General features: G+C 71.4%; 23 protein-coding genes, 1 tRNA gene and 1 pseudogene. 7 read left to right on the top strand and 18 right to left on the bottom strand.

Annotated elements, in window-relative coordinates; genetic code table 11:
- Window positions 1-13: 13 nt before the first annotated feature.
- Window positions 14-787 (bottom strand): maleylpyruvate isomerase family mycothiol-dependent enzyme, encoded by a 774-nt coding sequence (locus OO60_RS09500; RefSeq protein ID WP_003097786.1) that lies wholly within the window; start codon window positions 785-787, stop codon window positions 14-16.
- A gap of 210 nt (window positions 788-997) precedes the next feature.
- On the opposite strand from OO60_RS09500, the gene OO60_RS09495 reads away from it, so the two are divergent.
- From OO60_RS09495 to OO60_RS09485, 3 genes are all read left to right on the top strand, one after another.
- A complete protein-coding gene (locus tag OO60_RS09495) occupies window positions 998-3,676 on the top strand; it encodes a glycoside hydrolase family 9 protein (protein ID WP_033261197.1) in 2,679 nt (892 codons plus the stop codon).
- A gap of 492 nt (window positions 3,677-4,168) precedes the next feature.
- Window positions 4,169-6,070 carry a peroxidase family protein gene (locus OO60_RS09490; RefSeq protein ID WP_244885504.1) on the top strand — a complete coding sequence of 634 codons (1,902 nt, stop codon included), beginning with the start codon at window positions 4,169-4,171 and terminating at the stop codon, window positions 6,068-6,070.
- Between the two features lie 53 nt (window positions 6,071-6,123).
- Window positions 6,124-6,840, top strand: a complete 717-nt coding sequence (locus OO60_RS09485) for a hypothetical protein (RefSeq protein ID WP_003097794.1) — start codon at window positions 6,124-6,126, stop codon at window positions 6,838-6,840.
- A gap of 231 nt (window positions 6,841-7,071) precedes the next feature.
- On the opposite strand, the pseudogene OO60_RS48405 reads toward OO60_RS09485, so the two are convergent.
- Window positions 7,072-7,439, bottom strand: a pseudogene (locus OO60_RS48405) (transposase family protein); the annotation flags it as partial.
- A 200-nt stretch (window positions 7,440-7,639) separates the two neighbouring features.
- Window positions 7,640-7,712: transfer RNA gene (locus OO60_RS09480), tRNA-Asn, on the bottom strand.
- Between the two features lie 166 nt (window positions 7,713-7,878).
- On the opposite strand from OO60_RS09480, the gene OO60_RS47110 reads away from it, so the two are divergent.
- Window positions 7,879-8,049, top strand: coding sequence for a hypothetical protein (locus OO60_RS47110; protein WP_003097798.1), 171 nt, complete (start codon window positions 7,879-7,881; stop codon window positions 8,047-8,049).
- Here OO60_RS47110 and OO60_RS09475 read toward each other — a convergent pair.
- The 3 genes from OO60_RS09475 to dnaG are packed head-to-tail and all read right to left on the bottom strand — an operon-like array spanning window position 8,039 to window position 11,283.
- Entirely contained in the window at window positions 8,039-8,806 is a 768-nt protein-coding gene (locus OO60_RS09475; RefSeq protein WP_003097801.1) for a trans-aconitate 2-methyltransferase, read from the bottom strand. The genes OO60_RS47110 and OO60_RS09475 overlap by 11 nt on opposite strands.
- Window positions 8,807-8,855: 49 nt before the next feature.
- Entirely contained in the window at window positions 8,856-9,377 is a 522-nt protein-coding gene (locus OO60_RS09470) for a hypothetical protein (RefSeq protein WP_003097805.1), read from the bottom strand.
- Window position 9,378: 1 nt separating this feature from the next.
- Complete coding sequence (gene dnaG, locus OO60_RS09465) at window positions 9,379-11,283, bottom strand: DNA primase (RefSeq protein WP_033261196.1); 1,905 nt, start codon at window positions 11,281-11,283, stop codon at window positions 9,379-9,381.
- 63 nt (window positions 11,284-11,346) lie between these two features.
- Between dnaG and OO60_RS09460 the strand changes: the two genes are divergently transcribed.
- Entirely contained in the window at window positions 11,347-12,288 is a 942-nt protein-coding gene (locus OO60_RS09460) for a sigma-70 family RNA polymerase sigma factor (protein WP_003102905.1), read from the top strand.
- Here the strand turns inward: OO60_RS09460 and OO60_RS09455 are convergent.
- The 3 genes from OO60_RS09455 to OO60_RS09445 form a co-directional block, all read right to left on the bottom strand.
- Window positions 12,269-13,039 carry an ABC transporter permease gene (locus OO60_RS09455; protein ID WP_003102902.1) on the bottom strand — a complete coding sequence of 257 codons (771 nt, stop codon included), beginning with the start codon at window positions 13,037-13,039 and terminating at the stop codon, window positions 12,269-12,271. The two genes, OO60_RS09460 and OO60_RS09455, sit on opposite strands and share 20 nt — an antisense overlap.
- A gap of 127 nt (window positions 13,040-13,166) precedes the next feature.
- Window positions 13,167-13,733, bottom strand: a complete 567-nt coding sequence (locus OO60_RS09450) for a carboxymuconolactone decarboxylase family protein (RefSeq protein ID WP_003102897.1) — start codon at window positions 13,731-13,733, stop codon at window positions 13,167-13,169.
- Window positions 13,734-13,797: 64 nt separating this feature from the next.
- Window positions 13,798-14,502 (bottom strand): carboxymuconolactone decarboxylase family protein, encoded by a 705-nt coding sequence (locus OO60_RS09445; protein ID WP_003102895.1) that lies wholly within the window; start codon window positions 14,500-14,502, stop codon window positions 13,798-13,800.
- Window positions 14,503-14,603: 101 nt separating this feature from the next.
- On the opposite strand from OO60_RS09445, the gene OO60_RS09440 reads away from it, so the two are divergent.
- Both OO60_RS09440 and OO60_RS46375 read left to right on the top strand, forming a co-directional pair.
- The gene (locus OO60_RS09440) at window positions 14,604-15,203 is read left to right on the top strand and encodes a TetR/AcrR family transcriptional regulator (RefSeq protein WP_033261195.1); all 600 of its coding nucleotides are present in this window, start codon (window positions 14,604-14,606) and stop codon (window positions 15,201-15,203) included.
- A 38-nt stretch (window positions 15,204-15,241) separates the two neighbouring features.
- A complete protein-coding gene (locus tag OO60_RS46375) occupies window positions 15,242-15,592 on the top strand; it encodes a VOC family protein (protein WP_033261194.1) in 351 nt (116 codons plus the stop codon).
- On the opposite strand, the gene OO60_RS09430 is transcribed toward OO60_RS46375, so the two are convergent.
- The 9 genes from OO60_RS09430 to OO60_RS09390 all read right to left on the bottom strand — a co-directional run bounded on the left by OO60_RS09430 (window position 15,593) and on the right by OO60_RS09390 (window position 24,754).
- A complete protein-coding gene (locus tag OO60_RS09430; RefSeq protein WP_033261234.1) occupies window positions 15,593-16,132 on the bottom strand; it encodes a DinB family protein in 540 nt (179 codons plus the stop codon). It abuts the gene before it with no gap.
- Window positions 16,133-16,137: 5 nt separating this feature from the next.
- Entirely contained in the window at window positions 16,138-17,949 is a 1,812-nt protein-coding gene (locus OO60_RS09425; protein ID WP_051767661.1) for a hypothetical protein, read from the bottom strand.
- Window positions 17,946-19,025, bottom strand: coding sequence for a serpin family protein (locus tag OO60_RS09420; protein ID WP_033261193.1), 1,080 nt, complete (start codon window positions 19,023-19,025; stop codon window positions 17,946-17,948). Before OO60_RS09420 ends, OO60_RS09425 begins: the two co-directional genes overlap by 4 nt.
- Window positions 19,026-19,268: 243 nt before the next feature.
- Window positions 19,269-20,543 (bottom strand): deoxyguanosinetriphosphate triphosphohydrolase, encoded by a 1,275-nt coding sequence (locus tag OO60_RS09415; RefSeq protein ID WP_033261192.1) that lies wholly within the window; start codon window positions 20,541-20,543, stop codon window positions 19,269-19,271.
- Between the two features lie 32 nt (window positions 20,544-20,575).
- A complete protein-coding gene (locus OO60_RS09410) occupies window positions 20,576-21,229 on the bottom strand; it encodes a YdcF family protein (RefSeq protein ID WP_003094884.1) in 654 nt (217 codons plus the stop codon).
- 24 nt (window positions 21,230-21,253) lie between these two features.
- Window positions 21,254-21,859: a response regulator transcription factor gene (locus OO60_RS09405; protein WP_003094883.1), complete on the bottom strand. Its 606-nt coding sequence runs from the start codon at window positions 21,857-21,859 to the stop codon at window positions 21,254-21,256.
- Complete coding sequence (locus OO60_RS09400) at window positions 21,856-23,058, bottom strand: sensor histidine kinase (RefSeq protein WP_003094880.1); 1,203 nt, start codon at window positions 23,056-23,058, stop codon at window positions 21,856-21,858. The genes OO60_RS09405 and OO60_RS09400 overlap by 4 nt, the downstream gene beginning before the upstream one ends.
- Before the next feature lie 26 nt (window positions 23,059-23,084).
- Complete coding sequence (locus OO60_RS09395; protein WP_003094878.1) at window positions 23,085-23,825, bottom strand: ABC transporter permease; 741 nt, start codon at window positions 23,823-23,825, stop codon at window positions 23,085-23,087.
- Entirely contained in the window at window positions 23,822-24,754 is a 933-nt protein-coding gene (locus OO60_RS09390) for an ABC transporter ATP-binding protein (RefSeq protein WP_205624215.1), read from the bottom strand. Before OO60_RS09390 ends, OO60_RS09395 begins: the two co-directional genes overlap by 4 nt.
- Window positions 24,755-24,778: the final 24 nt, after the last annotated feature.

Below are 24,778 nucleotides of genomic sequence, written 5' to 3'. Positions count from 1 at the left end.
ACCCCGGTCGCGCTCAGAACCCGGGGAACACCCGCCGCAACTCCTCCAGCGTGACGCCGCCCTCGACGCCGACCCCCTCGTCATACGGCGCCTTCAACCGGCCGCTGAGCAACCGGATGAACGCCCCCGCCGGCCCGGTGAACGTCGCGGACGGCGCCTCGATGTGGTCGACCACCGTGACCGCGTCGTCGATCACCAGGCCCGCCCCGGGAACCGCCACCGAGACCGGGTCCGCGAGCTCGGCCGGCTTCCCGAAGAACCCCAGCAGGAACCCCATCGGCCCGGCCAGGAGCTCGACGAGCACTTCGGCCGAACCGGCGTCCACTTCGGCCTTCGGGTCCAACGCCACGCGCACGTCCCACGAATGGTTCGCCACCTCGCTGAGCCGCATCCCCAGCGCGGTCAGCAGCGGCACCGGCTCCGGCAGGAAGCCGAGTTCGACGGTCAGTGACGAACGCTGCTCCGGCGTGAACGCCTCGACCGTGTCCAGCCAGCGGCTGTTGTGCTCGAGGAAGCCTTCGGCCTGCGCCCGCGGCTCGGACGCGTCCCAGCGGTCCCAGATCGTCCGGTGGTCTTCCTCCGCCACGGTCTCCCCGGCGGCTTCGGCGATGGGAGCGCGGCCGATCTCCGCGCCGCTGCCGAGGTGGGAAAGGACCTGGGCCACGGTCCATTCCGCAGCGCCGCTGGTGGCGGCCAGCTGGTCGTCGGTGAGGGTGCGGGCGAGGTCGGCGAGCACGTCGTGCTCGGCGCGCAGGGCAGCGACCGTGCGGTCTGCGAGGGAGGTCATGCCAGGCTCAACTCCCGTCGGCACACGGATGTTCCGGCCACCTCGACTGAGAGCGCTCCCATTCAGGCGGCCGTCTCGGAGCGCGCGCTTTACGACAGACAGCCCACGCCACACCGCCGATTCGCCTACTGCCGCAGCCGTTGCTTTACACCGCGAATTCGACTCCTTACCCTCTCACTCTGGAAGCGCTCCCAGGTTCGAGGAGACAGCGTGCGCACTTCAACGACGAAGGCGTTGGCCCAGGCGGTCGTGGCCGTGCTCGTGCTCGGCCTGGCGCTCGTGGCCCCGGGTGTCCCCGCAGGCGCCGCCGGGAAGTTCAACTACGGCGAGGCGCTGCAGAAAGCCGTCTGGTTCTACGACGCCCAGCGTTCCGGCGCCCTCCCCGCCGGCAACCGGGTCTCCTGGCGCGGCCCGTCCGCCCTCAACGACGGCAAGGACGCCGGCCTGGACCTCACCGGCGGGTTCTACGACGCCGGGGACCACGTCAAGTTCGGGCTGCCCTTCGAGTTCAGCATGACCATGCTCGCCTGGGGCGCTCTGGAGAACGGCGCCGCGTACCGGAACTCCGGCCAGTGGGCGCCCCTGCTTTCGAACCTGCGCTGGGGCGACGACTGGCTGATCAAGGCGCACCCGCAGCCCAACGTGCTCTACGGCCAGGTCGGCAAGGGCGACGACGACCACAAGTGGTGGGGCCCCGCGGAGACGATGACGATGGCGCGGCCCGCCTACCGCATCGACGCCTCCTGCCCCGGCTCGGACCTCGCCGGTGAAGCCGCCGCGCAGCTCGCCGCCGGCTCGATGGTGTTCCAGGCCGACGACCCCACCTACGCCGCCACCCTGCTCACCCACGCCAAGCAGCTGTATTCGTTCGCCGACAACTACCGGGGCGTCTACTCCAACTGCATCACCGACGCCCAGAACTTCTACAAGTCCTGGAGCGGCTACCAGGACGAACTGGTGTGGGGCGCGATCTGGCTCTACAAGGCCACCGGCGACACCGCGTACCTGACCAAGGCGCGCACCGAGTACCAGAAGCTGTCCACCGAACCGCAGACCGCCACCCGCTCCTACCGCTGGACGCTGGCCTGGGACGACAAGTCCTACGGCGCCTACGTACTGCTGGCCCAGCTCACCCAAGACCCGCAGTACATCGCGGACGCCGACCGCTGGCTGGACTGGTGGACCACCGGCGTCAACGGCCAGCGCGTGCCGTACTCCCCCGGCGGCCAGGCCGTGCTCGACCAGTGGGGCTCGCTGCGGTACGCGGCGAACACCGCGTTCGTGGCGCTCGTCTACTCGGACTCGTTGCGCGCCACCGATCCCGCCCGCGCCACCACGTACCACGACTTCGCCGTCCGGCAGATCAACTACGCACTCGGCGACAACCCGCGCGGTGCCAGCTTCGAGGTCGGATTCGGCGTCAACCCGCCCCGCAACCCGCACCACCGCACGGCGCACGGCTCCTGGGCCGACAACATCAACGAGCCCGCGCAGAGCCGGCACGTCCTCTACGGCGCCCTCGTCGGCGGCCCCACGTCGGCCAACGACGCGTACACCGACGACCGCACCAACTACACGATGAACGAGGTGGCCCTCGACTACAACGCGGGCTTCACGGGCGCACTGGCCCGCCTCTACGGCGAGTACGGCGGCACGCCGCTGACGGCCTTCCCACCGCAGGAAACCCCGGACGGCCCGGAAATCCTGGCCCAGGGCGCGCTCAACCAGCCCGACGGCGGATCATTCACCGAGGTGAAGGCGTACGTGATCAACAAGTCGGCGTGGTCGGCGCGCACGTTCACCGGCGCCCTGCGCTACTACTTCACCCTCGACGGCGCCACGACGCCCAGTCAGATCTCGGTCAGCAGCGCATACAACCAGTGCGACGCGCCCACGCTGCACCAGTTCTCCGGCGCGGTCTACTACGTCGAGGTGCCGTGCTCGGGTGGCGTCGCCCCGGGTGGCCAATCCCGCTACCGCAAGGAGGTGCAGTTCCGGATCACCAGCACCGGAACGTGGAACGCGGCCAACGACTGGTCGCACACCGGCCTGGCGCCCAGCGGATCCGCGCCCGCCGACAACCCGAACCTGGTGCTCGCCCAGGGTTCCACGGTGGTGTGGGGCAGCCAGCCGGGACCGTCCACAGGGGACACGACCCCACCGTCGGCACCGACCGGGCTCACCGCCACCCCGGCCGGCACCAGCGCCGCCCTGACGTGGACGGCGGCCACCGACGACGTCGGCGTCACCGGCTACGACGTCCTGAACGCGGCCGGCGCAACGGTCGCCAGCACGACAACCACCACCTACCAGCTCACCGGCCTCACCCCCGGCACGGCGTACACGTACTCGGTCCGCGCCCGGGACGCGGCCGGCAACCAGTCCGCGCCGAGCAGCCCGGTGACGTTCACAACGACGACCACCGGCGGCGACCCCGGCACGGGCACGCTCGCCGTGCAGCAGCGAGCCGGCAGCGGCACCGCCGACAACCAGATCCGCACGAGCCTCCAGATCGTCAACCGCGGCAGCGCGCCCGTCGCCCTGACCGGCGTCACGGCACGGTACTGGTTCACCGGCGACGCGACCAACCCGAGCTACCAGGTCTGGTGCGACTACGCGGTCGTCGGCTGCGGGAACGTCACGTTGCGCGTGGTGAAGCTGAGCACGCCCCGGCCGGGCGCCGACGCGTACGTGGAGGTCGCCTTCAGCAGCGGTTCCCTCGCCGCCGGAGCGAACTCGGGCGAGCTGCAGATCCGGCTGGCCAAGGCCGACTGGTCGGCGTTCAACCAGGCGAACGACTACAGCTACCGGGTCGCGGCATCGTGGGCCGACCTGGCCACGGTCACCGCCTACCAGTCCGGCTCCCTGAGCTGGGGCACCGAGCCCTGAGTTCGTCGGGCGTCGCTTCGTACGTTCCCGCCCGGCGAAACCGGGCCGCCGGGCTCCGGGTGCGCCACGGCCCGGATGCCACTGTCCTTTCGGGACTCGAACGGCCTTCAGATCGCGCTGGCGCTGACCGAACGGCCGGCCAAGGAGCCGCAGGAGTGGACCACCGGCCGGCTGCCGGGGCAGAGCGGCGGGCCGTACCTCCACCGGATCGGCTCGTACCTCGGTGCCCAGACGGCGCTGACCACGCTGCTGCGGGAATGCGCGGCGCACACCTCGTGCGAGTTCGGCGAGCCGAGTGCGACCGAGCAGCGCCTGCGGCAACCGCTCCGGTGCAGGGCGGCGAAAAACTTACGATCATTGAATTCGGTCTGCCTCCTACCGGTTCCGACATCTTGCCGACGCGAATTGCTCCGGGCGCGCGAATGTGGGGCTAGGCCGATCGGGTACGGCCGACCTCGATCATGAATCGGGCTGGACACGCGTCAAGATCCGGTGCCACGCTGGCGTTTCCGAGGGACAAAGTCGGCAAAATGCATGAAGAACAAACCGGGACTTGTGATGATCGATCACGAAACCGCGAAGAACGGTCGCCGCACCACGCTGGTCCAGCAGGCCTTCGGCAAGCTCGCAGAGATCGTCGACAAAACGGTCGGCTGGGACCGGCTGCCCGTTCCGCTCGGCCTGCTGGAGCTGATCGGCCTGCGGACCCAGCTACGCCAGGACAACCTGCACGACACCAGCCACCTGCCGGCGGTCAACACGCCACCGGTACCGCCGTCTGCGCCGGAGCACCTGACCCGCCGGACGAACGACGGGAGTCACAACGACCTGGACGAGCCTTCGATGGGAATGGCGGGTTCCCGGTTCGGGCGCAACATCCCCCTGAGCCGTATCGCGCCGGCGGACGAGCGGACGGTTCTGTCCCCGAGCCCCCGGGAAATCAGCCGCGCTCTGCTGACGCGGACCGGTTTTGTCCCCGCAACGTCGGTGAACTCGCTGGTCGCCGCCTGGCTGCAGTTCATGATCCGAGATTGGTTCAGCCACGGGAAGAGTCCGGCGGAAAACCCCTGGGTGGTCCCGTTGGCTCAGGACGATCCCTGGCCGGAGCGCCCGATGCACGTCATGCGCACACCCGAGGACCCGACTCGCCCGCCGGGGCGCACCGACCTGCCGCAGACCCGGATCAACGTCCTGACCCACTGGTGGGACGGCTCGCAGATCTACGGGGTCACCGACGAAGAGCAGGAGTTCGTGCGATCCGGCAGCACGGGGAAGCTGCGGGTCCTGGACAGCGGTCTGCTCCCGCTACCAGAGGATCCGGCGGCGAACCCGGCACAGACACCGGGGTTCTGGCTCGGCACCGAACTTCTCCGGACCGTGTTCACCCTCGAACACAACACGATCTGCGACCGGTTGCACGCGGAAAACCCGGAGTGGCCCGATGAAGAGTTGTTCCAGCGAGCCCGGCTGGTCACTTCGGCCCTGCTCGCCAAGATCCACACCGTGGAGTGGACCCCGGCGGTGATCAGCCACCCCACCACGAAGGCCGCGTTACGCGCGAACTGGTTCGGGATCGCGGGGGAACGGGCCCAGCGCCTGTTCGGCCGGATCAGCGAGAACGAAATCGTCAGCGGCATACCCGGCGGCAGGACCGACCACTTCGGCGTGCCGTTTTCGCTGACCGAGGAGTTCGTCGCGGTCTACCGGATGCATCCGCTGATCAGGGACGAGTGGCGTTTCCGCTCGGCCGCTGATGACGAGACGATCCTCGACTGCGAGTTCCCGGACATCGCCGGCCCCGACGCGCTGAAGGTGTTGAACACCATTCCGCTCACCGACCTGCTCTACTCTTTCGGCACCCTGCCGCCGGGCTTGGTCACCCTGCACAATTTCCCGCGGTACCTGCAGGAGTTCCACCGGCCAGACGGACACCTGCAGGACCTCGGCGCCACTGACATCCTGCGGTCGCGGGAATTGGGCGTGCCGCGGTACAACGAGTTCCGACGACTGCTGCACCTGTCGCCCGCCGCGGACTTCCGGGCACTGACCGGAAACGCCGAGTGGGCCGAAGAGATCAGCCGTTGCTACGGCGGGGACATCGAACAGGTCGACCTCAGCGTCGGCATGTTCGCCGAGCGGTTGCCGGAAGGGTTCGCCTTCAGCGATACGGCCTTCCGCATCTTCATCCTGATGGCGTCTCGCCGGCTGAACAGCGACCGGTTCTTCACCGAGTACTACACGCCGGCCGTCTACTCCCAGCCGGGACTCGACTGGATCCGGGACAACTCCATGGCCAGCGTCCTGACCAGGCACTACCCCGGCCTGCGCCCCGCCCTTGCGTCGGTCGGCAACGCCTTCCAGCCGTGGATGGTGCGAACCCGAGAGGACAGGTGATCGGAATGTGCCCCTCCGGATGCGGTGGATCAGGTTGCGGTCGATGCGGCGACGTGCCGTCGCGCGCGGCGGTTGTCGAGGCGATGGACCGCTCGTTCGAGTTTTTCGGGTTACCGGGCTCAGTCCGGCGTTTCGCGGATCTGTGCGAGCTGAAGAGGCGCGCGGTCCAAGCCGCCGAGAAAGCCGGCCGAGCGCGCGAGCTGGGTTCGCCCGAAGGCGCGGTCGACGAGATCAGGTCGGAAGCTGTCAGATACCGGGATATGGCCGTGCGTGGCCTGCGTTCCCTGCGGACGACGTTGGCCGCGCGGACGGAAAGCGCCGAGTGGGCGGGCTTCGTCGACGGCCTCCCCGCATCCCTGCCGGCCGGCCAGGAACAGCCCGATCTCGGCGCGCAGATGAATGACCTGCTCGGCGAGGCGCGCCGGCAACTGGTGGAAGCGCCCATCCCGGCTGGTGACGCGGCCGAGACCTTCGATGTGGTGAGACGCGTGGCCGGCACCGGCCGGGACGGCCTCAACGCGGTCATGGGCCTGCTGATCGAGGCATTGGCAGGTCTCGAGGAAGTACTGCAGAGGGACTCGTTCGGGCGAGAGCCTGCCTCCCCGTCCACGGCCGAGTACATCGCCTGCACTCTTGCCGCAACGGCATTCCTGGTGGCCGCCGGAATCGGATGCAGCTACATTCCCTGGTGTTGGTGTTGCATATTCCCACTGCTGTTGCTGGCGTTCTACGTGTGGATTCAAGGATGTGAATCGATTCCGCGGGACTGACTTCGAGGAAGAAATGGCACCAGGGGGTCGAGGGTGGGTGGGCAGCACTGTGCACCCACCCTCAACCCAGCCTTGACCGCCGAACCATCCGCTTCGGGTAACCACCTTGCCGAATACGAGGCGCCGTACCAGTCGATCTCCGCCGCGGCGAGTTCGGCAGCGGTGTCATAGACTTCCGGATCGGCGCGGTCGCGGCCTCCTCTGCCGCGACGATGAGGTACCCACAGCCTTGGCCATGAGCACCTGCCGCTCATCGGCCCTCGGGTCGGCCAGGGCCCAGGCGATCGGGAGCCCGGCCGGGGTGCGGCCGCAGGCCTCAGAACCAGCGCGAGTGTGAGCGGCAGAAGCCGTACTTGGCCCAGCCGGCCAGCTCCGAACGCTTGGCCGTGGGCCGGGATCGGCCGCGTTCGACCCGGGGTCGAGTCGACGATCCAGGTGGTGTCGGTCCACAGGTCGCTGTCGGCCGCGAGCAGCCTCATGGCCTGCTTGACCAGCGGCAATGCGGAGCGCAGGCGGCGATTGTAGCCAGCCTGGCCCGGCAGGTAGCGGAACCCACCCAGCGTCCGGGCGGGCAAGAACCGCAGCCGACGGGCCTCGGAGGTCCGGCGCCTGTCGTCACGAACGGATCTTGGACACCCTTCGCCCGTCTCCCGATCACCACCCAGACTTACGCATTACTCGTCCAGCGCTCGGCCGGACCCGATCAAGGTCAGGCAGGCGGTCGAGCCACCGCCTGCAGCAGCTGCACCGCTCCTACCCGTGGGTAGCAAAAAAGCCCAGGTCATCGACCTGGGCTTTGCTCCCCCGCTTGGACTCGAACCAAGAACCCTCCGGTTAACAGCCGAATGCTCTGCCAGTTGAGCTACAGGGGAATGTTGCTCACTTCCGGTGCCGGTCTCTCCGACCGACAAGAGAAACCTTAGCCCATGCCCCCAAGCCCCTTCACACCACCCCCCGCTTGGCGCAACCGCCCCGCTCGGCCGGTTTTCCTGGACAATGGACAGTCGGACGACCTAACGATGGAAGGCGTGGACGCGGATGAAGAAGTTCCTGCTGGGGGCGGGCCTGGGGTACGTACTGGGCGCCAAGGCAGGCCGGGGGCGGTACGAGCAGCTCGTGCGCACCTACCGCCGGGTCGTCGACCACCCCATGGTTCAAGGGGCCGCCGGGGTGGCTCGGGCCAAGATCGGGGAGAAGCTCAAGCGCTGACCTGGGCCACGAAGAACACGCGGCGGAACTCGAACCACGTGACACCGTCGGGCCGCGGTGGGTAGGCGGCGTCCAGGCGGGGTCCCAGCGACGTGCGGAACCGCTCCCACTCGACGTCGGACAGGGCTGCGCGGATCGGGCGCAACGCCGTTCCGGTGATCCACTCCAGCACCGGCGATGGCCCGCGCAGGGGCTGCACGTACGTCGTCTCCCAGGCGTCGACCGTGCAGCCCGCGTCGGTCAGGAGGTTCGCGTACTCCTGCGGAGTCGACACCGCGTCGTCCTCGCGCAGCACCACCTCGGCCAGGCGGGCTGCCCACGCCGGGGATGCCGCCAGCTCGCGCGTCAGCACGTGCGAGGGCGCGTTGAAGTTGCCCGGTACCTGCACCGCCAGGTAAGCCCCCGCAGGCAGCGAAGCAGCCCAGCGGCGCAGCAACGTGCCGTGGTCCGGGACCCACTGCAGGACCGCGTTCGACACCACCACGTCGGTGTCCGGGGCCGGCGTCCAGTCGCGGACGTCGAGGACCGCCGCGTCGAGGCCGCGCTCCCGGGCCGCCGCCACCATTTCGGGTGAACTGTCGCTGCACTCCAGGGCCGCCGACGGCCAGCGCTCACGGAGGGTCACCGTCAGGTTGCCCGGGCCGCAGCCCAGGTCGACGACTCGTCGCGGGGACGGCGCGGCGATGCGAGAGACCAGGTCGTGGAACGGCCGGGCCCGCAGGTCGGCGTAGTCGAGGTACTTGCCCGGATCCCACACGGCCGCCTCCCAAGTAAACAGTACGCCTGTACTGAGTACGAGCGTACTGCTACTCCGCGGGATTGACCAGCTTCGCGGCGACCTGCTCGGCGATGGCCTCGACCAGCGTGCCGTCGGTACCCGGATCCGGGCGGACCTGCAGGACCGTGCCGTCGCGGCCCGGCACCTTGCGCTGGACGAACCACGCGCCGCCGGTGCCGATCTCCTGCCGGTGCCGCGACCGGATCGAGCCCTCGACGCGCTGGTAGGCCTCGCGCGGCAGCCGGCCCGGGGCCGGCAGGCGGAACCGCACCGGCGGCAGGTCGGCCAGGACGACGGCCGACCCCGCGGTGCCCACCTCCGACGACTCCGTCAGCGTGAAGACGCCGTCCGCCCAGGTCGCCTTGGCGATCAGGTGCCAGCCGACGCGCCGGGCGCCGTCCTCCGCCGGGATCCACAGGCCCAGCGCCGTCACGACCAGGTGGCCGCCGCCCTCGACCGGGGCGCTGTCCACGACCTCTTCGCCCGGGGAAAGCGCGCCGGCGAACCCGTCGGGTGTGCGGTCGCCCAGCAGCCTGCGCAGGAAGCCCATCTCAGCTCCACGCGCCGGCGGCCGCCTGCTCGCCCAGCGACTTCTTGTACTGCTCCAGCGCGACGAGGTCGCCGAACAGCGCGCGGTAGTCGTCCGGCGCTTCCACCGGCGACAGCCGCTGCAGCTTCCCCTTGATCTCCGCGATCTGCCGCCCGACCAGGCCCTCCTGCAGCCGGGCGAGGATCGACGAGATGTACCGCGAGTCGACCTCGTCCTTGGCCTGCAACGGTTCCACGGCCAGCTCCGACAGCACCCGGCGGACCGTCCCTTCCGGACAGTGCGGGGCCGCCGCGTCCAGCAGCGCCGGGCCGGTCAGGCCCGAACCTGCGCCGCCGGCCTTCAGCACCGCCTCGTGGACGGCCACGTACACCGGGTGCGTGAAGGCTTCCAGCGGCAGCGCGTCGTACTCCGGCCCGGCGATCGCGGGCTGCTGCAACGCCGCCTTCAGCGCCTCGCGCTGCACGGCGAAGCGCGGGTCCTTCGGGGCCGGGCGGGCGACGTCCTGCGCTGGGGCGGCGGGCGCCTGCTGGGCCCGCGCCGGTTGCCGGACGGGCGCCCCGCCGCGCTTGTCGGTCGCGCCCGCGCTGCCGCGGACGCGGTTGACCACCTGCGCCACGTCCTGCCAGCCCACCCACCAGGCGAGCTTCGACGCGTAGCCGTCGCGGGCCGCGCGGTCCTTGATCGACGCCACCATCGGCACGGTCTTCTGCAGCGCGGCGACCTGGCCGTCGACCGAGTCGAGGTCGTAGTTCTTCAGCGTGCTGCGGATGACGAACTCGAACAGCGGCGTCCGCCGCGCGACCAGGTCCTTCACCGCGCTGTCGCCCTTGGCCAGCCGCAGCTCGCACGGGTCCATGCCGTCCGGCGCGACCGCGATGTAGGTCTGGCCGGCGAACGTCTGGTCGCCTTCGAACGCCTTCAGCGCCGCCTTCTGGCCCGCTTCGTCGCCGTCGAAGGTGAAGATGACTTCGCCGCGGAACGCGTCGTCGTCCATCATCAGCCGGCGAAGCACCTTCATGTGGTCTTCGCCGAACGCGGTACCCGAGGACGCCACCGCCGTCGGCACGCCCGAAGCGTGCATCGCCATCACGTCGGTGTAGCCCTCGACCACGACGACCTGGTGCCGCTTCGCGATCTCGCGCTTGGCGAGGTCGAGGCCGAACATGACCTGGGACTTCTTGTAGATCGGCGATTCGGCGGTGTTGAGGTACTTCGCCGAGATCCGGTCGTCGTCGAACAGCCGCCGCGCGCCGAAGCCGACGACGTCGTTGCCGACGTCGCGGATCGGCCAGACCAGCCGCCGGTGGAACCGGTCCATCGGGCCGCGCTGGCCTTCCTTGGACAACCCGGCCGTGAGCAGTTCCTTGACCTCGAACCCGCGGGCGAGCAGGAACTTCGTCAGCTTGTCCCAGCCGCCGGGCGCGTACCCGCAGCCGAACGTCTTCGCCATCGCGGCGTCGAACCCGCGCTCGGACAGGAAGTCCCGCGCCGGGCGCGCCTCGTCGGTGACCAGCTGCTCGGCGTAGAACTCCTGGGCCAGGCGGTGGGCCTCGACCAGCCGGGTGCGGCTGCCGCGGTCGCGCTGGATCGTCGCGCCGCCGCCCTCGTAGGTGAGCCGGATGCCGACCCGGTCGGCGAGCCGCTCGACGGCCTCCACGAACGAGATCAGGTCGATCTTCTGGATGAACTTGATCACGTCGCCGCCCTCGCCACAGCCGAAGCAGTGGAAGGTCCCGTGCGTCGGGCGGACGTTGAACGACGGGGTCTTCTCGTTGTGGAACGGGCAGAGGCCCTTCAGGCTGCCCCCACCGGCGCGGCGCAGCGCCACGTACTCCCCGACGACCTCGTCGATCCGGTTCCGCTCGCGCACCTCCGCGATGTCGCTCTCCCGAATCCGTCCTGCCACACCACCACAATAGATCGGACCTCGTCCGGTGGAAGATGCGACCTCATCCGGCACACTCGGGGTATGGCCACACCGACCGCCCTGGACACCCTCGCCGCGGAGTTCGCCGCGCACCGCAGTCACCTGATCGGGGTGGCCTACCGGCTGACCGGCACCCGAGCCGACGCCGAGGACGCGGTCCAGGAGTCCTGGCTGCGGCTGGCCGGCCTGGACGACGCCGGCCGCGCGGCGATCCGCGACCTGCGGGGCTGGCTCACCACGGTCACCGGCCGGATCTGCCTCGACCGGCTCAAGTCCGCCGCCGCGCAGCGCGAGAAGTACGTCGGCAACTGGCTGCCGGAGCCGGTCGTGACGCCGTTCGGGCGGCCGGTGAGCGAGGATCCCCTCGAAGCCGCGGTGCGCGACGACGGCCTGCGGATGGCCGCGCTCGTGGTGCTCGACAAGCTGACGCCGGAGCAGCGGGTCGCCTTCGTGCTGCACGACGCGTTCTCGGTGCCGTTCGCCGAGATCGCGGACGCGCTCGGCGTCTCGGTCGAGGCCGCGCGCCAGCACGCGTCCCGCGGCCGCAAGGCCCTGGCCGACGCGGACCCGGCGCCGCGCGTGCCGCTGGAGGACCAGGCGAAGATCCTCGAGAAGTTCGTCGCCGCGCTGCACCAGGGCGACATCCGGGCGATGACCGCGCTGCTGGCCCCGGACGTCGTGCTCATCGGCGACTCCGACGGCAAGGGCCGCACCGCCCGCCAGCTCATCCTCGGCCCGGACAAGATCGCCCGGTTCTTCATCGGCCTCACCCGCAAGTACGCGCCGGGGATGCTGGAGCGCGGCGAGCCGGTGCTGGTCAACGGCGACCTCGGGATGTACCTGGCACCGATGCCGGGCCGCGACGGCTTCCTCGCCCTCGACGAGCACGTGCAGTCGGTCAGCATCCGTGACGGCAAGATCGTGGCGATCTACGACGTGGTCAACCCGGACAAGCTGACGCGGATCACGCGTCCCGGCGCTTGACCTGCACGATCCCGGCGGCCAGCAGCACGAGCGCGAAGGCGGCGAAGTAGGCCAGCGCCCAGCCCGGGCTCAGCGGCGAGTCGGACAGGACGGCAGCGTTGCCGCCGTCGCGGCCCGCGTTCGCCTCCCCGTCGCCGCTGAGGAACTTCGTGACCGCGTTCAGCGGCAGCCACCGGTGGATCGCCTGCCCGGCCCGCGGGATCAGCTGGACGAGGTTCTCGGCCATCAGCGGGTAGCCGACGACCAGCGCGACCGCGCCGGCGGTGTGCCGCAGGAGCAGCCCCACAGCGACCCCGCAGACGGCGCACAGGGCGAACACCGGTCCGGTGCCGGCCACGATCCGCCAGTCGGCGACGCTGTCGAGGGCCAGGTCGGCGTCCGGCGCGAGGACCCGGGCCACCAGCCAGGCGGTGAAGGAGGCGGCTTCGCCGATCAGGAAGGCGTAGCCCGCGACGAGCGCGGCCTTGGCCAGCAGCACGGGCGTCCGGCTCGGCACGGCCTGGAAGGTGCCGTGGATCGTGCCGGTGTGGTATTCGCCGGTCACCGCGAGCGCGGCCAGCACGAGCACGGCCACCAGGGCGAGCTGGTAGCCGAACTGCGTGCTCGCGACGGTCGGCGGCAGGTGGGATTCGGACGCGGTGAGCGCGGTGATCGCGGCCGGGAAAACCAGCGCGGCCACGGCGAAGACACCGCACACCCAGGGCGTGGCGATGCTGAAGAGCTTGATCCGTTCACTGGCGACGAGGTGCATGCCGGAACGGTCCCGCGGCGGACCCCGGTGGCGCGTCCCACCGGAGGCCGAACTCCGGCCTCCCCCTGTGGTCGGGTGGTCGTGAGTGGTAAGGCGGGTTAGAACTCGCCTTACCACTCACGACCGGCTACGGGAGCGGGACCCGGCAGGCGTCGCCGGAGGTGAACCCCTGGTCCACGACGCCGAGCGCGCTGTTCAGCCGGGCGCGGGAGTTCTCCAGCGCGATCTGGTAGGTCAGCTCGATCACGCCGTCGCGGCCGAACTCGCGCTCGAGCTCGGCGACCTGCTCGTCGGACACCGTCACCCGGTCCGCCGACATCGCGTCGGCGTAGGCGATGGCGAGCCGCTCCTGGTGGCTGAAGGCGGGCGAGGTCGCGTAGCCGTCGATCTGCTTGAGCCGGTCGATGTCCAGGCCGTCGTGCTTCTGCAGCATGGTGCCGAAGTCGACGCACCACGAGCAGCCGATCCGCGTCGCGACCCGGTACACGGCGAGCTCGCGCACGTTGACCGGCAGCTTCTTCGACGCGCGTTCCACCAGCAGTTCGTGCGCGATGTTCGCCCGGAGCAGGCCGGGGTGGTGCGCGACGACGGCCATCGGCTCCGGCACGGCGCCGTACCGGCGGCCGGCGATCCGGTAGAACAGCTTCACGACCGGCCCGGCTTCCGTGGTCTTCTTCGCGGCGATGCGCGGCATGGCGGTCTCCTTCGTCTCGGTTCTGCCGCGTGGACGAGCCGGCGGCCGGGGACGTGACACGGGGTCAGGCCAGGATTCCGGGCAGCGCTTCCCAGGCGTGCCACGCCCGCGTGACGCCGAACTGGGCGTTGAACCGCAGTGCCGCCCGCACGTCCTCGGGCGACGCGCCGCCCCGCAGGGCGCGCCCGACGTGCGTGCGGAACGTGTCGGCCAGCGTCTGGTAGTGGACGTCGACGCTGAGGCTGACCAGGCCGCGCTCGCGTTCGGTGAGCGTGCCCGGCCCGTGCCCGGTGCGCATCCGCGACTGCAGGTCGAAGTAGCCGGTGAAGTGCGGATCCAGCTCGGTCAACCGGGCCCGGACCTGGTCCGGCAGCGGGCTGGGCGCGGCCTCGGGCCCGGTCGAGAGCAGCTCGGCGGCCAGTGGTTCGGCGGCCGGCCGCGGCAGCCCGAGCTGCGTCTCCAGCTCGGCGAGCCGCTCGATGCCGGCGGTCGCCGCGTGGTAGCCGCAGTCGTACGAGACGAACCGCAGCAGCTCCCGGACGTCCGCGGTGGACACCCCGGCGGCCAGGCCGGCCCGCACGTGGGCGGCGAACGCCAGGCCCAGGCTCGCCTGGCAGACGTCGGCCGTGACGCACAAGAACGTCTTCTCACGGTCGGTCAGTTCCGGGATCGCCCGGACGTACTTCGCGGTGGCCCCGGTCATCTGGGCGAACACCGGGTCGAGCTCGGCGAGCCGCTCGAGGCCGGCGGGGGTTTCGGTGGTGGTCACGTCGTGCTCCCTCAGTTGACTGAACGCTCGTAGCGCTACAGCTGTAGTGCAAACGACGCTACACCTGTAGCGCAATGGGTGTCCAGCTACACTGGGCGCCGATGGAAGAGACCAGACGCCGGCGGAACGCCCGTGGCCAGGGCGAGCTGCTGCGGAACGAGATCGTCGCGGCCGCCGTCCGGATGCTCGACGAGCTCGCCGACGACGAGGCCCTCTCGCTGCGGGCCGTCGCCCGCGCGGTGTCGATCGCGGCGACGTCGGTCTACCTGCACTTCCCGGACCGCGACGCACTCGTCCTGGCCGCGATGCAACGCTGCCACGAGGAGCTCGTCCGCACCGGCGACGCTGCGGCCGCGGCGTCGCCGGACCCGGCGGCCGCGCTGCGCGCCCGGATCCTGGCGCAGGCCGCGTGGGCGCAGGCGCACCCGGGGCTCTACAAGGTGCTGCACGAGAGCACGGTCCACCGGCGGCACGGGATGCCGTTCAAGGAGGTCATGGTCGCCCGCACGACCGAGGCGGTCCGGCGGTGCATGGACGCCGGCCTGGCCCCGGCGGACGACGCCGTGACCGTCGCCATCGACCTGCGGACCGCCGTCAACGGCATGCTGGCCCAGCGCATCAACGAGCCCGACCTGCCGTGGCCGCCCGCCGTCGAGCAGCTCGACCGGTTCCTGGTCAAGCTGGTGGGCCTGCAACTGTGACTTGTGCGCCGGGCCGTGACCGGCTTGGGTGGGCCGGTATGAACCCGGGTTTCCCGACGGTGGTCCCGCGGATGGTGGTGACCGACCTCGTCGCCGCCGTCGCGTTCCTGCGCACGGTCTTCGGCGCGACCGGCGAGGTCGAGAACGGCCGGCCGGCCGAGCTCCGCATCGGCGACTCGCTGGTCATGGTGTCGGCCGAGGGCGAGCGCGCGCTGTTCCCGGCGTTCCTGCACGTCTACGTGGCCGACGCGGACGCGACGTACCGCCGCGCCCTCGACTGCGGCGCGGCGAGCCTCGAGGAACCGGCGAAGATGCCCTACGGCGACCGGCGCGCGATGGTCCGCGACCCGTTCGGCAACGTCTTCCAGATCGCCCAGCGCGGCGGCTGACTACTCCCCCGTGCGGCCGTCGATCGACTCGCGGATGAGGTCGGCGTGGCCGTTGTGGCGGCTGTACTCCTCGACCATGTGGACCAGGATCCAGCGCAGGCTCGGCCGGCTGCCGTCCCGCCGGGTGCGCCGGGCCGGCTGGGCCAGGTCGCCGTCCGCCAGCGCGTCCGCCACCGCCGTCCGGGACCGCCCGACGGCGGCCGCCCAGAGCCCGTGCAGCTCGTCCGGTGTGTCGTCCGCCGCGGATTCCCAGTCCCAGTCGGGGGTCGCCGTCCAGTCGACCGCGTCGAACGGCGCGGACCGGTCCCGGCCGCACAGGACGTGGGAGAACCAGTGGTCCTCCACGTACGCCAGGTGCTTGAGCAGGCCGCCGAGCGTCAGCGACGACGGCGCGACGGTCGCGCGCAGGCCCGCCGCGTCCAGCCCGGCGCACTTCCAGGCCAGCGTCGCGCGGTGGAAGTCGAGGAAGCCCAGGAGCGTCGTGGCTTCGTCACCGTCGAGGGGCGGTTCGGGGCGGCCCTGTTCGTCCACAGTGGTCATCGCGGTCACGCCGTCATCGGGCGGACGTCCCAGATCCACACCCCGCCGACGAACTCCGCCGGCTTCCGCAGCAGCAGTTCCACAGTGGATTTGAGTGCTTCCTGGTTCTGCCGCGGCCCGACCACGAGCACGTCCGCGTTCCAGTACCGCAGGTCCGCGAGTGCCTGGGTGCGGTCGGCTTCGGTGACCTCCGCCGCCTGGCCGGTGCGCTCGACCTGAGCGAACAGGTCCGACGTCGGCCGCGGGACGGCGCCGTACCGGCCGCTGCGGTCCTCCGCCGACGTCGGGCCGACGAAGTACCCCTCCGGCATCGGGTAGCCGAGACCCGCGTCGACCTGCCAGTGCAGCGGCTCGGCTTCGCCGGTGCTCGGCAGCGGCACCGGCACCAGCGAGCCGCCGGGAGCGACGTACTGGCGCCAGATCCCGTCGGCGAAGAACGGCGGCGACAGCGGACGCTGGTGCGTCACCAGCTCCGTCGGCGCGATCGGCAGCAGCACCGCGATGACCGCGCCGATCCAGATCATCCGCAGCGGGAACGCGGGTTTCCCGTCGAGCGGCGCCGGCTGCTCGGCCGCCGCCGTCCACACTCGGTGCGTCGCGATCGCCAGCAGCGCGCCGACCACCGGGATGCAGCCCATCGCGAGCCGGGATTCGAGCAGCGAGTCCAGCAGCGGCAGCTGGCCCAGCCACTTCCACGGGCCGGCGATGCCGGTGTCGTCGTGCGCCACCGTGATTTCGACGCCGAGGGAAAGCACGGCCATCACGTACATCGTGATCGCGAGCGCCCGCGCCACGACGTCGCGCCACAGCCAGATCGTCAGCACGACCATCAGCACGATCAGCGGCCAGCCGAAGAAGGCGTTCTCCTCAGTGCGGTTCATCGACACGTCCGCGGCCGCCTCCGGCGCGCCGGCGATCGACTGCGTCGCGAAGCGCGTGAACGCCGCCGTGTCGTTGCCGGCCGGGCCGTGCAGCAGCGAGTGGAAGCTCTGCGGGCCGAAGAACTGCCAGTACAACGGGAAGCCGGCGATGAGCAGCGCGACCACCGCGCCGGCGCCGATCCCCTTGGCCAGTGGCGCCAGCATGCCGCGGATCTCGCCGCGGCGCGGGATCAGGTAGGACACCGCGAACACGATGAAGGTGAGCGCGAAGATGGCCAGCGGCTCTTCGCCGAGCAGGATCTGCCACGCGACGAGCAGCCCGAGCACGATCCCGTTGCGCAGCGGGCGTTCCCCGTGGGCGAGCTGGATCGTCTTGAGCGCGATGAACGGCAGCACGAACAGCACCACGAAGTTCGGGTGCGCGTTGCCGTGCGAGATCATCGGCGGGGCGAAGCCGCAGAACGCGCCGCCGATCGCGGCCGCCGTCCGGTTCGGCACCAGGTGGCGGGAGAACACCCAGTACCAGCCCGTCGCGGTGCCGGCGAGGCCCGCGGTGAGCACGATCGCCCAGGTCAGGGTGGCGCCGAAGGTCAGCGTGATCGGGGCGAGCGGGATGTTCAGGCCGAACATCGCCGCGTTCGCCGCCATGTTGACGCCGAGCGGGTAGTTCTGCAGGTCCGTCGTGAACGGGTTCTGGAAGTGCAGGACGGACTTCGCGACGACCGTCGAGTACCACTCCCACTGGCTCTGGTCGGCCGCGCCGTTCCAGAGGTAGCCGCGCTTGAGGTCGAACCAGAGCCCGTTGTAGAGCAGGATCGTGAACAGCAGGAACCCGCCGGTGATCGCGGAGTCCTGCCAGGCCCAGCGCTTCGGGCCCTCAGGGAGTTCGGGAGCGGGCGGGACCAGCTCGGGAACGGCTTCGGACTTCAGGCTCACGGTTCGACCACCCTGGCGAGGAAGTAGAGCGCCCCGGTGCCGGCGTGCCGGACCAGCAGCAGGAACGGCCGGTCGACGGTGACGGCGACCGGTTCGTCGATCATCATCGAGGTGAGGCGCATGGTCAGCGCGGTGGCCGCGGCCCCCTCGAAACCCTGTTCGTCGACGCGCAGCACGGCCTGGTGCAGCACCTCGGACACGGTCAGCCGCGGGTCCGGCGAGAGCCCGCCCAGGTCGGCGTCGTCGGTGAACATCGTCCGGACGCCGAGACCGCGCAGCACGCCGGTCAGCGAGCTCGGGACGTCGAGCGAGACCTTGGGGAGGGCGAGCTCGACCGGCTTGAACGCGACGGCGTCGAGCAGGGCGGTCAGCGACGGCTGGTCGAGCCCGGCCTCCGCCTCGGCGAGGTCGCCGTCGGGCAGGAGGACGACGGCCTGCAGGCCCCCGGCCGCGGCCAGCTGCACCGCCTGCCAGCCGCCGGCGTGCGCGTAGCCGACGCGCTCGCTGAGCCACATGGTGGGGACGTCCCGGTCGCCGGAGGGCGCGTGGAACGGCGCGTCGCCGGTGTTGGCCTCGCGGAACGGCAGCTTCCAGGCGGCCTTCAGGTACAGCGCGTTGACCAGCACGGCGGCGACGTCGGAGTCGATCGAGCCGGGCGGCAGCAACTGCGGGATCAGGCCGCGCGTGGTGCGGCCGACGTCGTCGTTGATGAGTTCGCGAGCGGCTTCGGGCTCCTTCTCGAAGGGCGCGCTCGCGACGGCGGCACCGGGCCAGGCGGCGAGCTCGGTCTTGAAGGAGTCTTCGAGCGGAAGGCGGTCGTCGGCCCACAGCGTGTTGGCCACGGCCAGCTCGGGTTCGTCTTCGCTCAGCTGGGCGGCGTCCCGCAGCAGGACGGTCTGCTCGTCCGGGTCACCGACCAGGGCGACCAGCTCGTCCCGGGTGCGCCCGCGGGCCGCGCGCGCGGCGAGGGTCAGGGCACTGGCCACGGAGTACGGCGAAAAGCAGGTGTTCCCGCCCCCGGCACCGAGGGCCGAGTGGACGGCGAGCGCGAACCGGAGGTGGCTGTCCGTGGCCATGCGGGCGAGAGTACCGGAACGGGACACCCCACCGGCCGCCCGCGCGCAACTCCACCCGAGGATGACAAAACCCCGCGAAAGTTTCGCCCCCGCGCCCGCGCGCCACCAGGCATCCGACGTGATCCAGCAGGCATCACGCGTGTCTGCAGGGGCATCACACGTGATTGGGAGGGCATCACCCCGATGCCCCTCGGCTCACGCGTGATGCCTCTGCAATCACGGGTGATGCCCCGCCGATCACGGTCAGCGGTGGTGGCGGGTGACGTGCCAGCTGTGCCAGGCGTGGGCTTGGGCGTCGGTGAGGGAGGCGACCTGGTCGACCACCACGCGCAGCAGGGCCGCGTCGTCGGCGGCCGCGTTCCAGGCCGGGACGAACAGCGGGTCGAGGGACTCCGGGGCGCGCTGGGCGAGGGCGTGGACCAGCTCGATCAGCAGCTCGCGCTGGCCCTCCTGCATCGCCAGCCGGCGGCGGTCGCTCATCACGTACCGCAGTGCCAGCGCCTTCAGCAGGGCCACCTCGGCCGCCACCCGGTCCGGGACGCACAGGCGGGCCCGGTAGCGCCCGAGCGGGCCTTCGCCGTACTCCGCGCGGGTTCCGGTGACCGCCGCCGTCGTGAAGCGGCCGACCAGTTCGCTCGTCAGGCGTTTCAGGGCGACCTGGGCGCCCGGTGAACCGTCCGGCTCCGCCGGTACGAGGGCCGCCACCACCGGCAGCGCCAGCAGTTCCGCCGCCGCATCCTCCAAAGTGGACACCGACTGGGCGGAGAAGTGCTTGGCGGCGGCCTCGGCGACGGCCGCCCGCTCGTCCGGGTGGGCGAGCAGGCGCAGCTTGATCCGGCCGGCCAGCACCCCGTCCTCGACGTCGTGCACCGAGTACGCCACGTCGTCGGCCCAGTCCATGATCTGGGCCTCCAGGCACGTCCGCTCCGGCGGCGCCCCCGACCGGAACCACTCGAACACCGGGACGTCGTCGGCGTACACGCCGTACTTCACCCGGCCCGGTTTGCGCGGCCACGGGTACTTCGTGGCCGCGTCCAGGCAGGCGCGGGTCAGGTTGAGCCCCACCGGGTCACCCTGGGGATCCAGCAGCTTGGGCTCCAGCCGGGTGAGGATGCGCAACGTCTGCGCGTTGCCCTCGAACCCGCCGCACGCGGCGGCCACCTCGTCGAGCGCGCGCTCGCCGTTGTGCCCGAACGGCGGGTGGCCGATGTCGTGCGCCAGCCCCGCGGTGTCGACGAGGTCCGGGTCCGCGCCCAGCTCCTCGGCGATGCCACGGCCGATCTGCGCGACCTCCAGTGAGTGCGTCAGCCGGGTGCGCGGGACGCCGGTGACCTCGGCGCCCTCCCCCGGCCCGACCACCTGGGTCTTGCCGGCGAGCCGCCGCAGCGCGGCGGAGTGCAGCACCCGGGCCCGGTCGCGGGAGAAGGCGCTGCGCCCGTCCGCCCGCGCGCCGGGCAGCGCGGCGCCCTTGGCCGGCTCCGGCAGCAGGCGGGCGGTGTCGTGCTCGGTGTAGTCCACGTGACCAGCCTAAACGCGGCCACCGACAAAACTCAGCCCAGGAACGTGGCGAACAGATCGTCGGCCGGGGTCTTCGTCAGCCGGTAGTACAGCAGCGCGCCGGTCTCGCGGACGATGTACCGCACCTGGGTGACGCGCTCCTGGACGATCGGCCCGCTGTGCGTCGGCGCGGTCCACGCCTCCAGCCCCAGGTCGCCGGCCATGGTCCGGGCGCGGAACGAGTGCCACGGGTCGCTGACCAGCACCGCCGTCCGCCAGCCGCGGGCCTCGACCTGCTGCGCGACCGCTCGCAGGCTCCGCAGCGTGTCGCTGCCCTCGCCGACCGCGAGCGTCGCCGACGCCGGCACGCCGCGCCGGGTGAGCCAGAGCTGGCCGGCCCGCGCCTCGGTGAAGTTGTCCTCGGCCTTCTTGCCGCCCGCGGTGACGATCGTCTTCGCGACGCCGGCGTCGTAGAGCTGCTTCGCCTTCACCAGCCGGGCGGCGTAGATGTCCGACGGCTTGCCGTTGTACTGGGCCGCGCCCAGCACCACGATGACGTCCGCGGGGCGCCGGTCGTTCTCGCGGGCGACCTCCCACACGCGGAACGCCGTGCCGCCGACCAGCGCGAGCAGCATCAGGAGGGTGCCGAAGGCGATCCGGCGCGCCCAGCTCGCGCGCGACGGTTTGGTGCGTTCAGCGGTACCCACCCGCCCCATTCTGTCAGAGGCGGCTCAGAGCCAGCCACGCTCCTCCGCGACCCGGACGGCTTCGGCCCGCGTCCGCGCGCCGGTCTTGCCGATCGCCGCGGACAGGTGGTTGCGGACGGTGCCTTCCGAGAGGTGCAGGGCCCGGGCGACGTCGGCCACCGTGCTGCCGTCCCTGGCTTCCCGCAGCACGTCGCGCTCCCGCCCGGTGAGCGGGCTGGCGCCGGTGGCGAGGGATTCCGCCGCCAGCGCCGGGTCCACCACCCGGAGTCCACTGTGGACCCGGCGGACCGCCTCGACGAGCTGCTCCGGCGGCGCGTCCTTGACGACGAACCCGGCCGCGCCCGCCGCCATCGCCCGGGCGAGGTAGCCGGGCCGGCCGAAGGTGGTGCAGATGATCACCCGGCAGGACGGGAGCGCGGCCCGCAGGTCCGCCGCGGCCGCCAGGCCGTCCTTGCCGGGCATCTGGACGTCCAGCAGGGCGACGTCCGGCTTCGTCTCGCGCGCGGCGGCCACCACCTCGTCGCCGGAACCGACCTGCCCGACCACTTCGATGTCGTTCTCGAGGCCCAGCACGGTGGCCAGTGCCCCGCGCACCATGGCCTGGTCGTCGGCCAGCAGCACCCGGATCAAGCGAGTCCTCCCGCGGGTTCGGCGCGCACGGCCGGGGTGGCCGCGTGCGGTTCGGGCTGCGGGACCTCCGCCCGCACCAGCAATCCTCCCCCGGACCGGACGGACGTCCGCAGCGTGCCCCCGACGGCCTCGAGCCGCTCGGCGAGCCCGCGCAGGCCGTTGCCCCGGACGACCTCGGTGGCCCGGCCGTCGTCCTCGACCTCCAGCCAGGTGCTGCCCAGCCGCACCTTGACCTGCTTGGCCCCGGAGTGCCGGAGCACGTTCGTGATCGCTTCGCGCAGCACGTACCCGAACGGGGTCTGGAACTCCGGCCGGACGTTGTCGACCGCGTGCGGCAGGTCGGCCTCGATCTCCGCGGCCCGCAGCGCCGCCCGGGCGCCGACGAGCTCCGCCGACAGCGACACCTGGCGGTATTCCGACACGGTCGCGCGGACGTCGGACAGCGCGCTGCGCGTCAGGCTCTCGACCTCGCGGATCTCCTCGACCGCGCGCGGGATGTCGCCGGCGCTCTCCAGCACCCGCCGGGCCAGCCCCGCCTTGACGGTGATCGTGGTGAGGCTGTGCCCGAGCAGGTCGTGCAGGTCGCGGGCGACGCGCTGGCGTTCGTTCGTCACGGCGAGGGTGGCGATCTCCTTGTTGGCCAGCTCGAGCCGCCGGACCGCGCGGACCAGGTTGGCCATGAAGAACATCGCCAACGTCACCGAAGCGACCGTGATGAGGTCGCCGTAGCCGTCCTGGAACTTGCCGGCCAGCCCCAGCAGCAGCGCGCCGACCAGCAGCGTCGGGACGTCGACGATGACCGCCCACGCGGGCGGGGCCAGGAACACCATCACCGCGGTGCCGTAGAGCAGGATGAACGGGCTGGACCCCACCGCCGCGACCGTGCCGAGGCCCAGCAGGTTCATCCCGATGCCGAAGCCCAGCTTCGCCGGCCGGGGCCACCGGAAGGCGAAGGGGAACACCAGGTAGCAGAGCGCGTAGGCGTAGATCAGCACGCCGACCGCGACGAGCCCGGTGGTCACCTCAGGCTCGGCGATCAGCGACTTCGTGGCCGGGATGAGGAACGGCAGGAGGAAGACCACGCCCAGCACCGGCCAGCGCAGCCGGTCCGGGCCGCCGGCCTCCGGTTCGGAGAACGGGTCCTCCCACCACGCTTCCCTGCTGTTCAGCCCGAACCGGTGCCTGCCGGACTCCGCCATCGCCGTTCCTCGTCCTCGTCGGGCCCTCAGACGCGGGCACTGTCCTTACGGTAACGCCTGATCACCAGCGCCCCGAGCACGACGGTCCACGCGCCGAGCACGCCGGCCGCCTGCGGCAGCGACACCACCATGTCGGTGGTCACCGCGGGCCGCACCACCTGCAGCACCCAGTACGTCGGCATGATCTGCGCGACGTCGTGCATCCAGGACGGCATCGTCTCCAGCGGGATCCACAGGCCGCCGAGGAAGCCCATGCCGAGGGTGACGATCATGCTGATCGGCTGCATCGAGTCCGGCGTGCCGAACTGCCCGATCAGCAGGCCGAGCAGGACCAGCGGGAGCGTGCCGAGCCAGACACCGGCGAAGATCCGGACCCAGCCGGCCGCGTCCAGGTGCACCCCCTCGGCGGTCACGGCCAGCAGCGGCACGAGGATCAGCGCCGGCAGCCCGACGAGCATCCCGGACAGCGCTTTGCCGCCGAGGTAGCCGAACCCGGTCAGCGGGGTCAGCCGCAGCTGCCGCTGCCAGCCGAGCGCGCGTTCCAGTGCGAGCCGCCCGCCGCTGGTGTTGGCGGCGGCGAAGGTGCCGAAGGTCATCATGTTGATCATGATGATGGCGGCGATCTTCGCGTGTTCGGGGTCGCTGGTCTTGGTGAAGACGTTGGCCTGCAACAGGAACATCAGCACCGGGAAGGCGACCACGAAGACCAGGAACCGCGGCGCCCGGAAGTTCCGGCGGATCTCGGTGAGCAGGTAGGTGGCGTTCATCGCACGGGCTCCGCGGTTTCGTCGGCGGTCAGGGACAGGAAGGCGCCTTCGAGGCCGACGGCGCTGATTTCGACGTCGTGCACGGCCGGCACCGCGGCCTTGAGCGCCCAGAGCGTGGCGTCGGAGTCGGCGCTGGAGATCGCGACGCGCTCGCCGCGCAGCTCGAACTCCTTGACGCCGGGCAGCGCGGCGATGACGGCGTCGGTGGCACCCGGGACGGCCGCGCGCAGGGTGCGGCCGCCGGCCAGCGCGCGGACCTCGGCGACGGACCCGTCGGCGACGATCCGGCCGCGGCGCATCAGCACCACCCGGTCGGCGAACTCCTCGGCCTCTTCGAGGTAGTGCGTCGCGAACAGGACCGTGCGGCCGGACTCGGTGAAGGAGTACATCGACTGCCAGAACTCGCGCCGCGTGCCGACGTCCATCGCCGCGGTCGGCTCGTCGAGGATCAGCAGGTCGGGATTGCTGACCAGGGCGACGGCGAAGCGGACGCGCTGCTTCTGGCCACCGGAGAGCTTGTTCGCGCGGCGGCCGGCCAGCTCCTCGACACCGGCGGCGCGCAGGGCCTCGGCCACCGGCATCGGCTTGCGGTGCAGCGCGGCGACCATCCCGACGGTCTCCCCGACGGTCAGGTCGTCCATCAGGGCGCCGCCCTGCAGCATCGCGCCGATCAGCCCGGCCCGGACGGCGTCGATCGGACGGCGGCCGAACACGCGCACGTCACCGGCGCCTGGGCTGGTCAGGCCCAGGATCATGTCGACGGTGGTGGACTTGCCGGCGCCGTTCGGGCCGAGCAGGGCGACCACCTCGCCCGGGGCGATGGTCAGGTCGACGCCGTCGACCGCGTGGACCTCGCCGTAGTGCTTCCGCAGGCCGGTGAGGTGGACCGCGGCCCCCGCCGCCACCGCCTGGGTGTCTGTTTCTCGCATGCCCCCAGGCTGCCGCCCGGGCGG

It is taken from the genome of Amycolatopsis vancoresmycina, from assembly GCF_000716785.1.
In the GTDB taxonomy this organism is placed as follows: Bacteria; Actinomycetota; Actinomycetes; order Mycobacteriales; family Pseudonocardiaceae; genus Amycolatopsis; species Amycolatopsis vancoresmycina.
The sequence above is the reverse complement of the archived record's forward strand: the minus strand, read 5'-3'. Positions and strand labels throughout refer to the sequence as shown.

Coding starts and splice junctions, on each gene's coding strand:
- OO60_RS09500 (WP_003097786.1), bottom strand. CDS start 787: ATGACCTCCCTCGCAGACCGCACGGTCGCTGCCCTGCGCGCCGAGCAC.
- OO60_RS47110 (WP_003097798.1), top strand. CDS start 7,879: ATGAAGAAGTTCCTGCTGGGGGCGGGCCTGGGGTACGTACTGGGCGCC.
- OO60_RS09470 (WP_003097805.1), bottom strand. CDS start 9,377: ATGGGCTTCCTGCGCAGGCTGCTGGGCGACCGCACACCCGACGGGTTC.
- OO60_RS09460 (WP_003102905.1), top strand. CDS start 11,347: ATGGCCACACCGACCGCCCTGGACACCCTCGCCGCGGAGTTCGCCGCG.
- OO60_RS09455 (WP_003102902.1), bottom strand. CDS start 13,039: ATGCACCTCGTCGCCAGTGAACGGATCAAGCTCTTCAGCATCGCCACG.
- OO60_RS09450 (WP_003102897.1), bottom strand. CDS start 13,733: ATGCCGCGCATCGCCGCGAAGAAGACCACGGAAGCCGGGCCGGTCGTG.
- OO60_RS09440 (WP_033261195.1), top strand. CDS start 14,604: ATGGAAGAGACCAGACGCCGGCGGAACGCCCGTGGCCAGGGCGAGCTG.
- OO60_RS46375 (WP_033261194.1), top strand. CDS start 15,242: ATGAACCCGGGTTTCCCGACGGTGGTCCCGCGGATGGTGGTGACCGAC.
- OO60_RS09430 (WP_033261234.1), bottom strand. CDS start 16,132: ATGACCACTGTGGACGAACAGGGCCGCCCCGAACCGCCCCTCGACGGT.
- OO60_RS09420 (WP_033261193.1), bottom strand. CDS start 19,025: ATGGCCACGGACAGCCACCTCCGGTTCGCGCTCGCCGTCCACTCGGCC.
- OO60_RS09400 (WP_003094880.1), bottom strand. CDS start 23,058: ATGGCGGAGTCCGGCAGGCACCGGTTCGGGCTGAACAGCAGGGAAGCG.
- OO60_RS09395 (WP_003094878.1), bottom strand. CDS start 23,825: ATGAACGCCACCTACCTGCTCACCGAGATCCGCCGGAACTTCCGGGCG.
- OO60_RS09390 (WP_205624215.1), bottom strand. CDS start 24,754: ATGCGAGAAACAGACACCCAGGCGGTGGCGGCGGGGGCCGCGGTCCAC.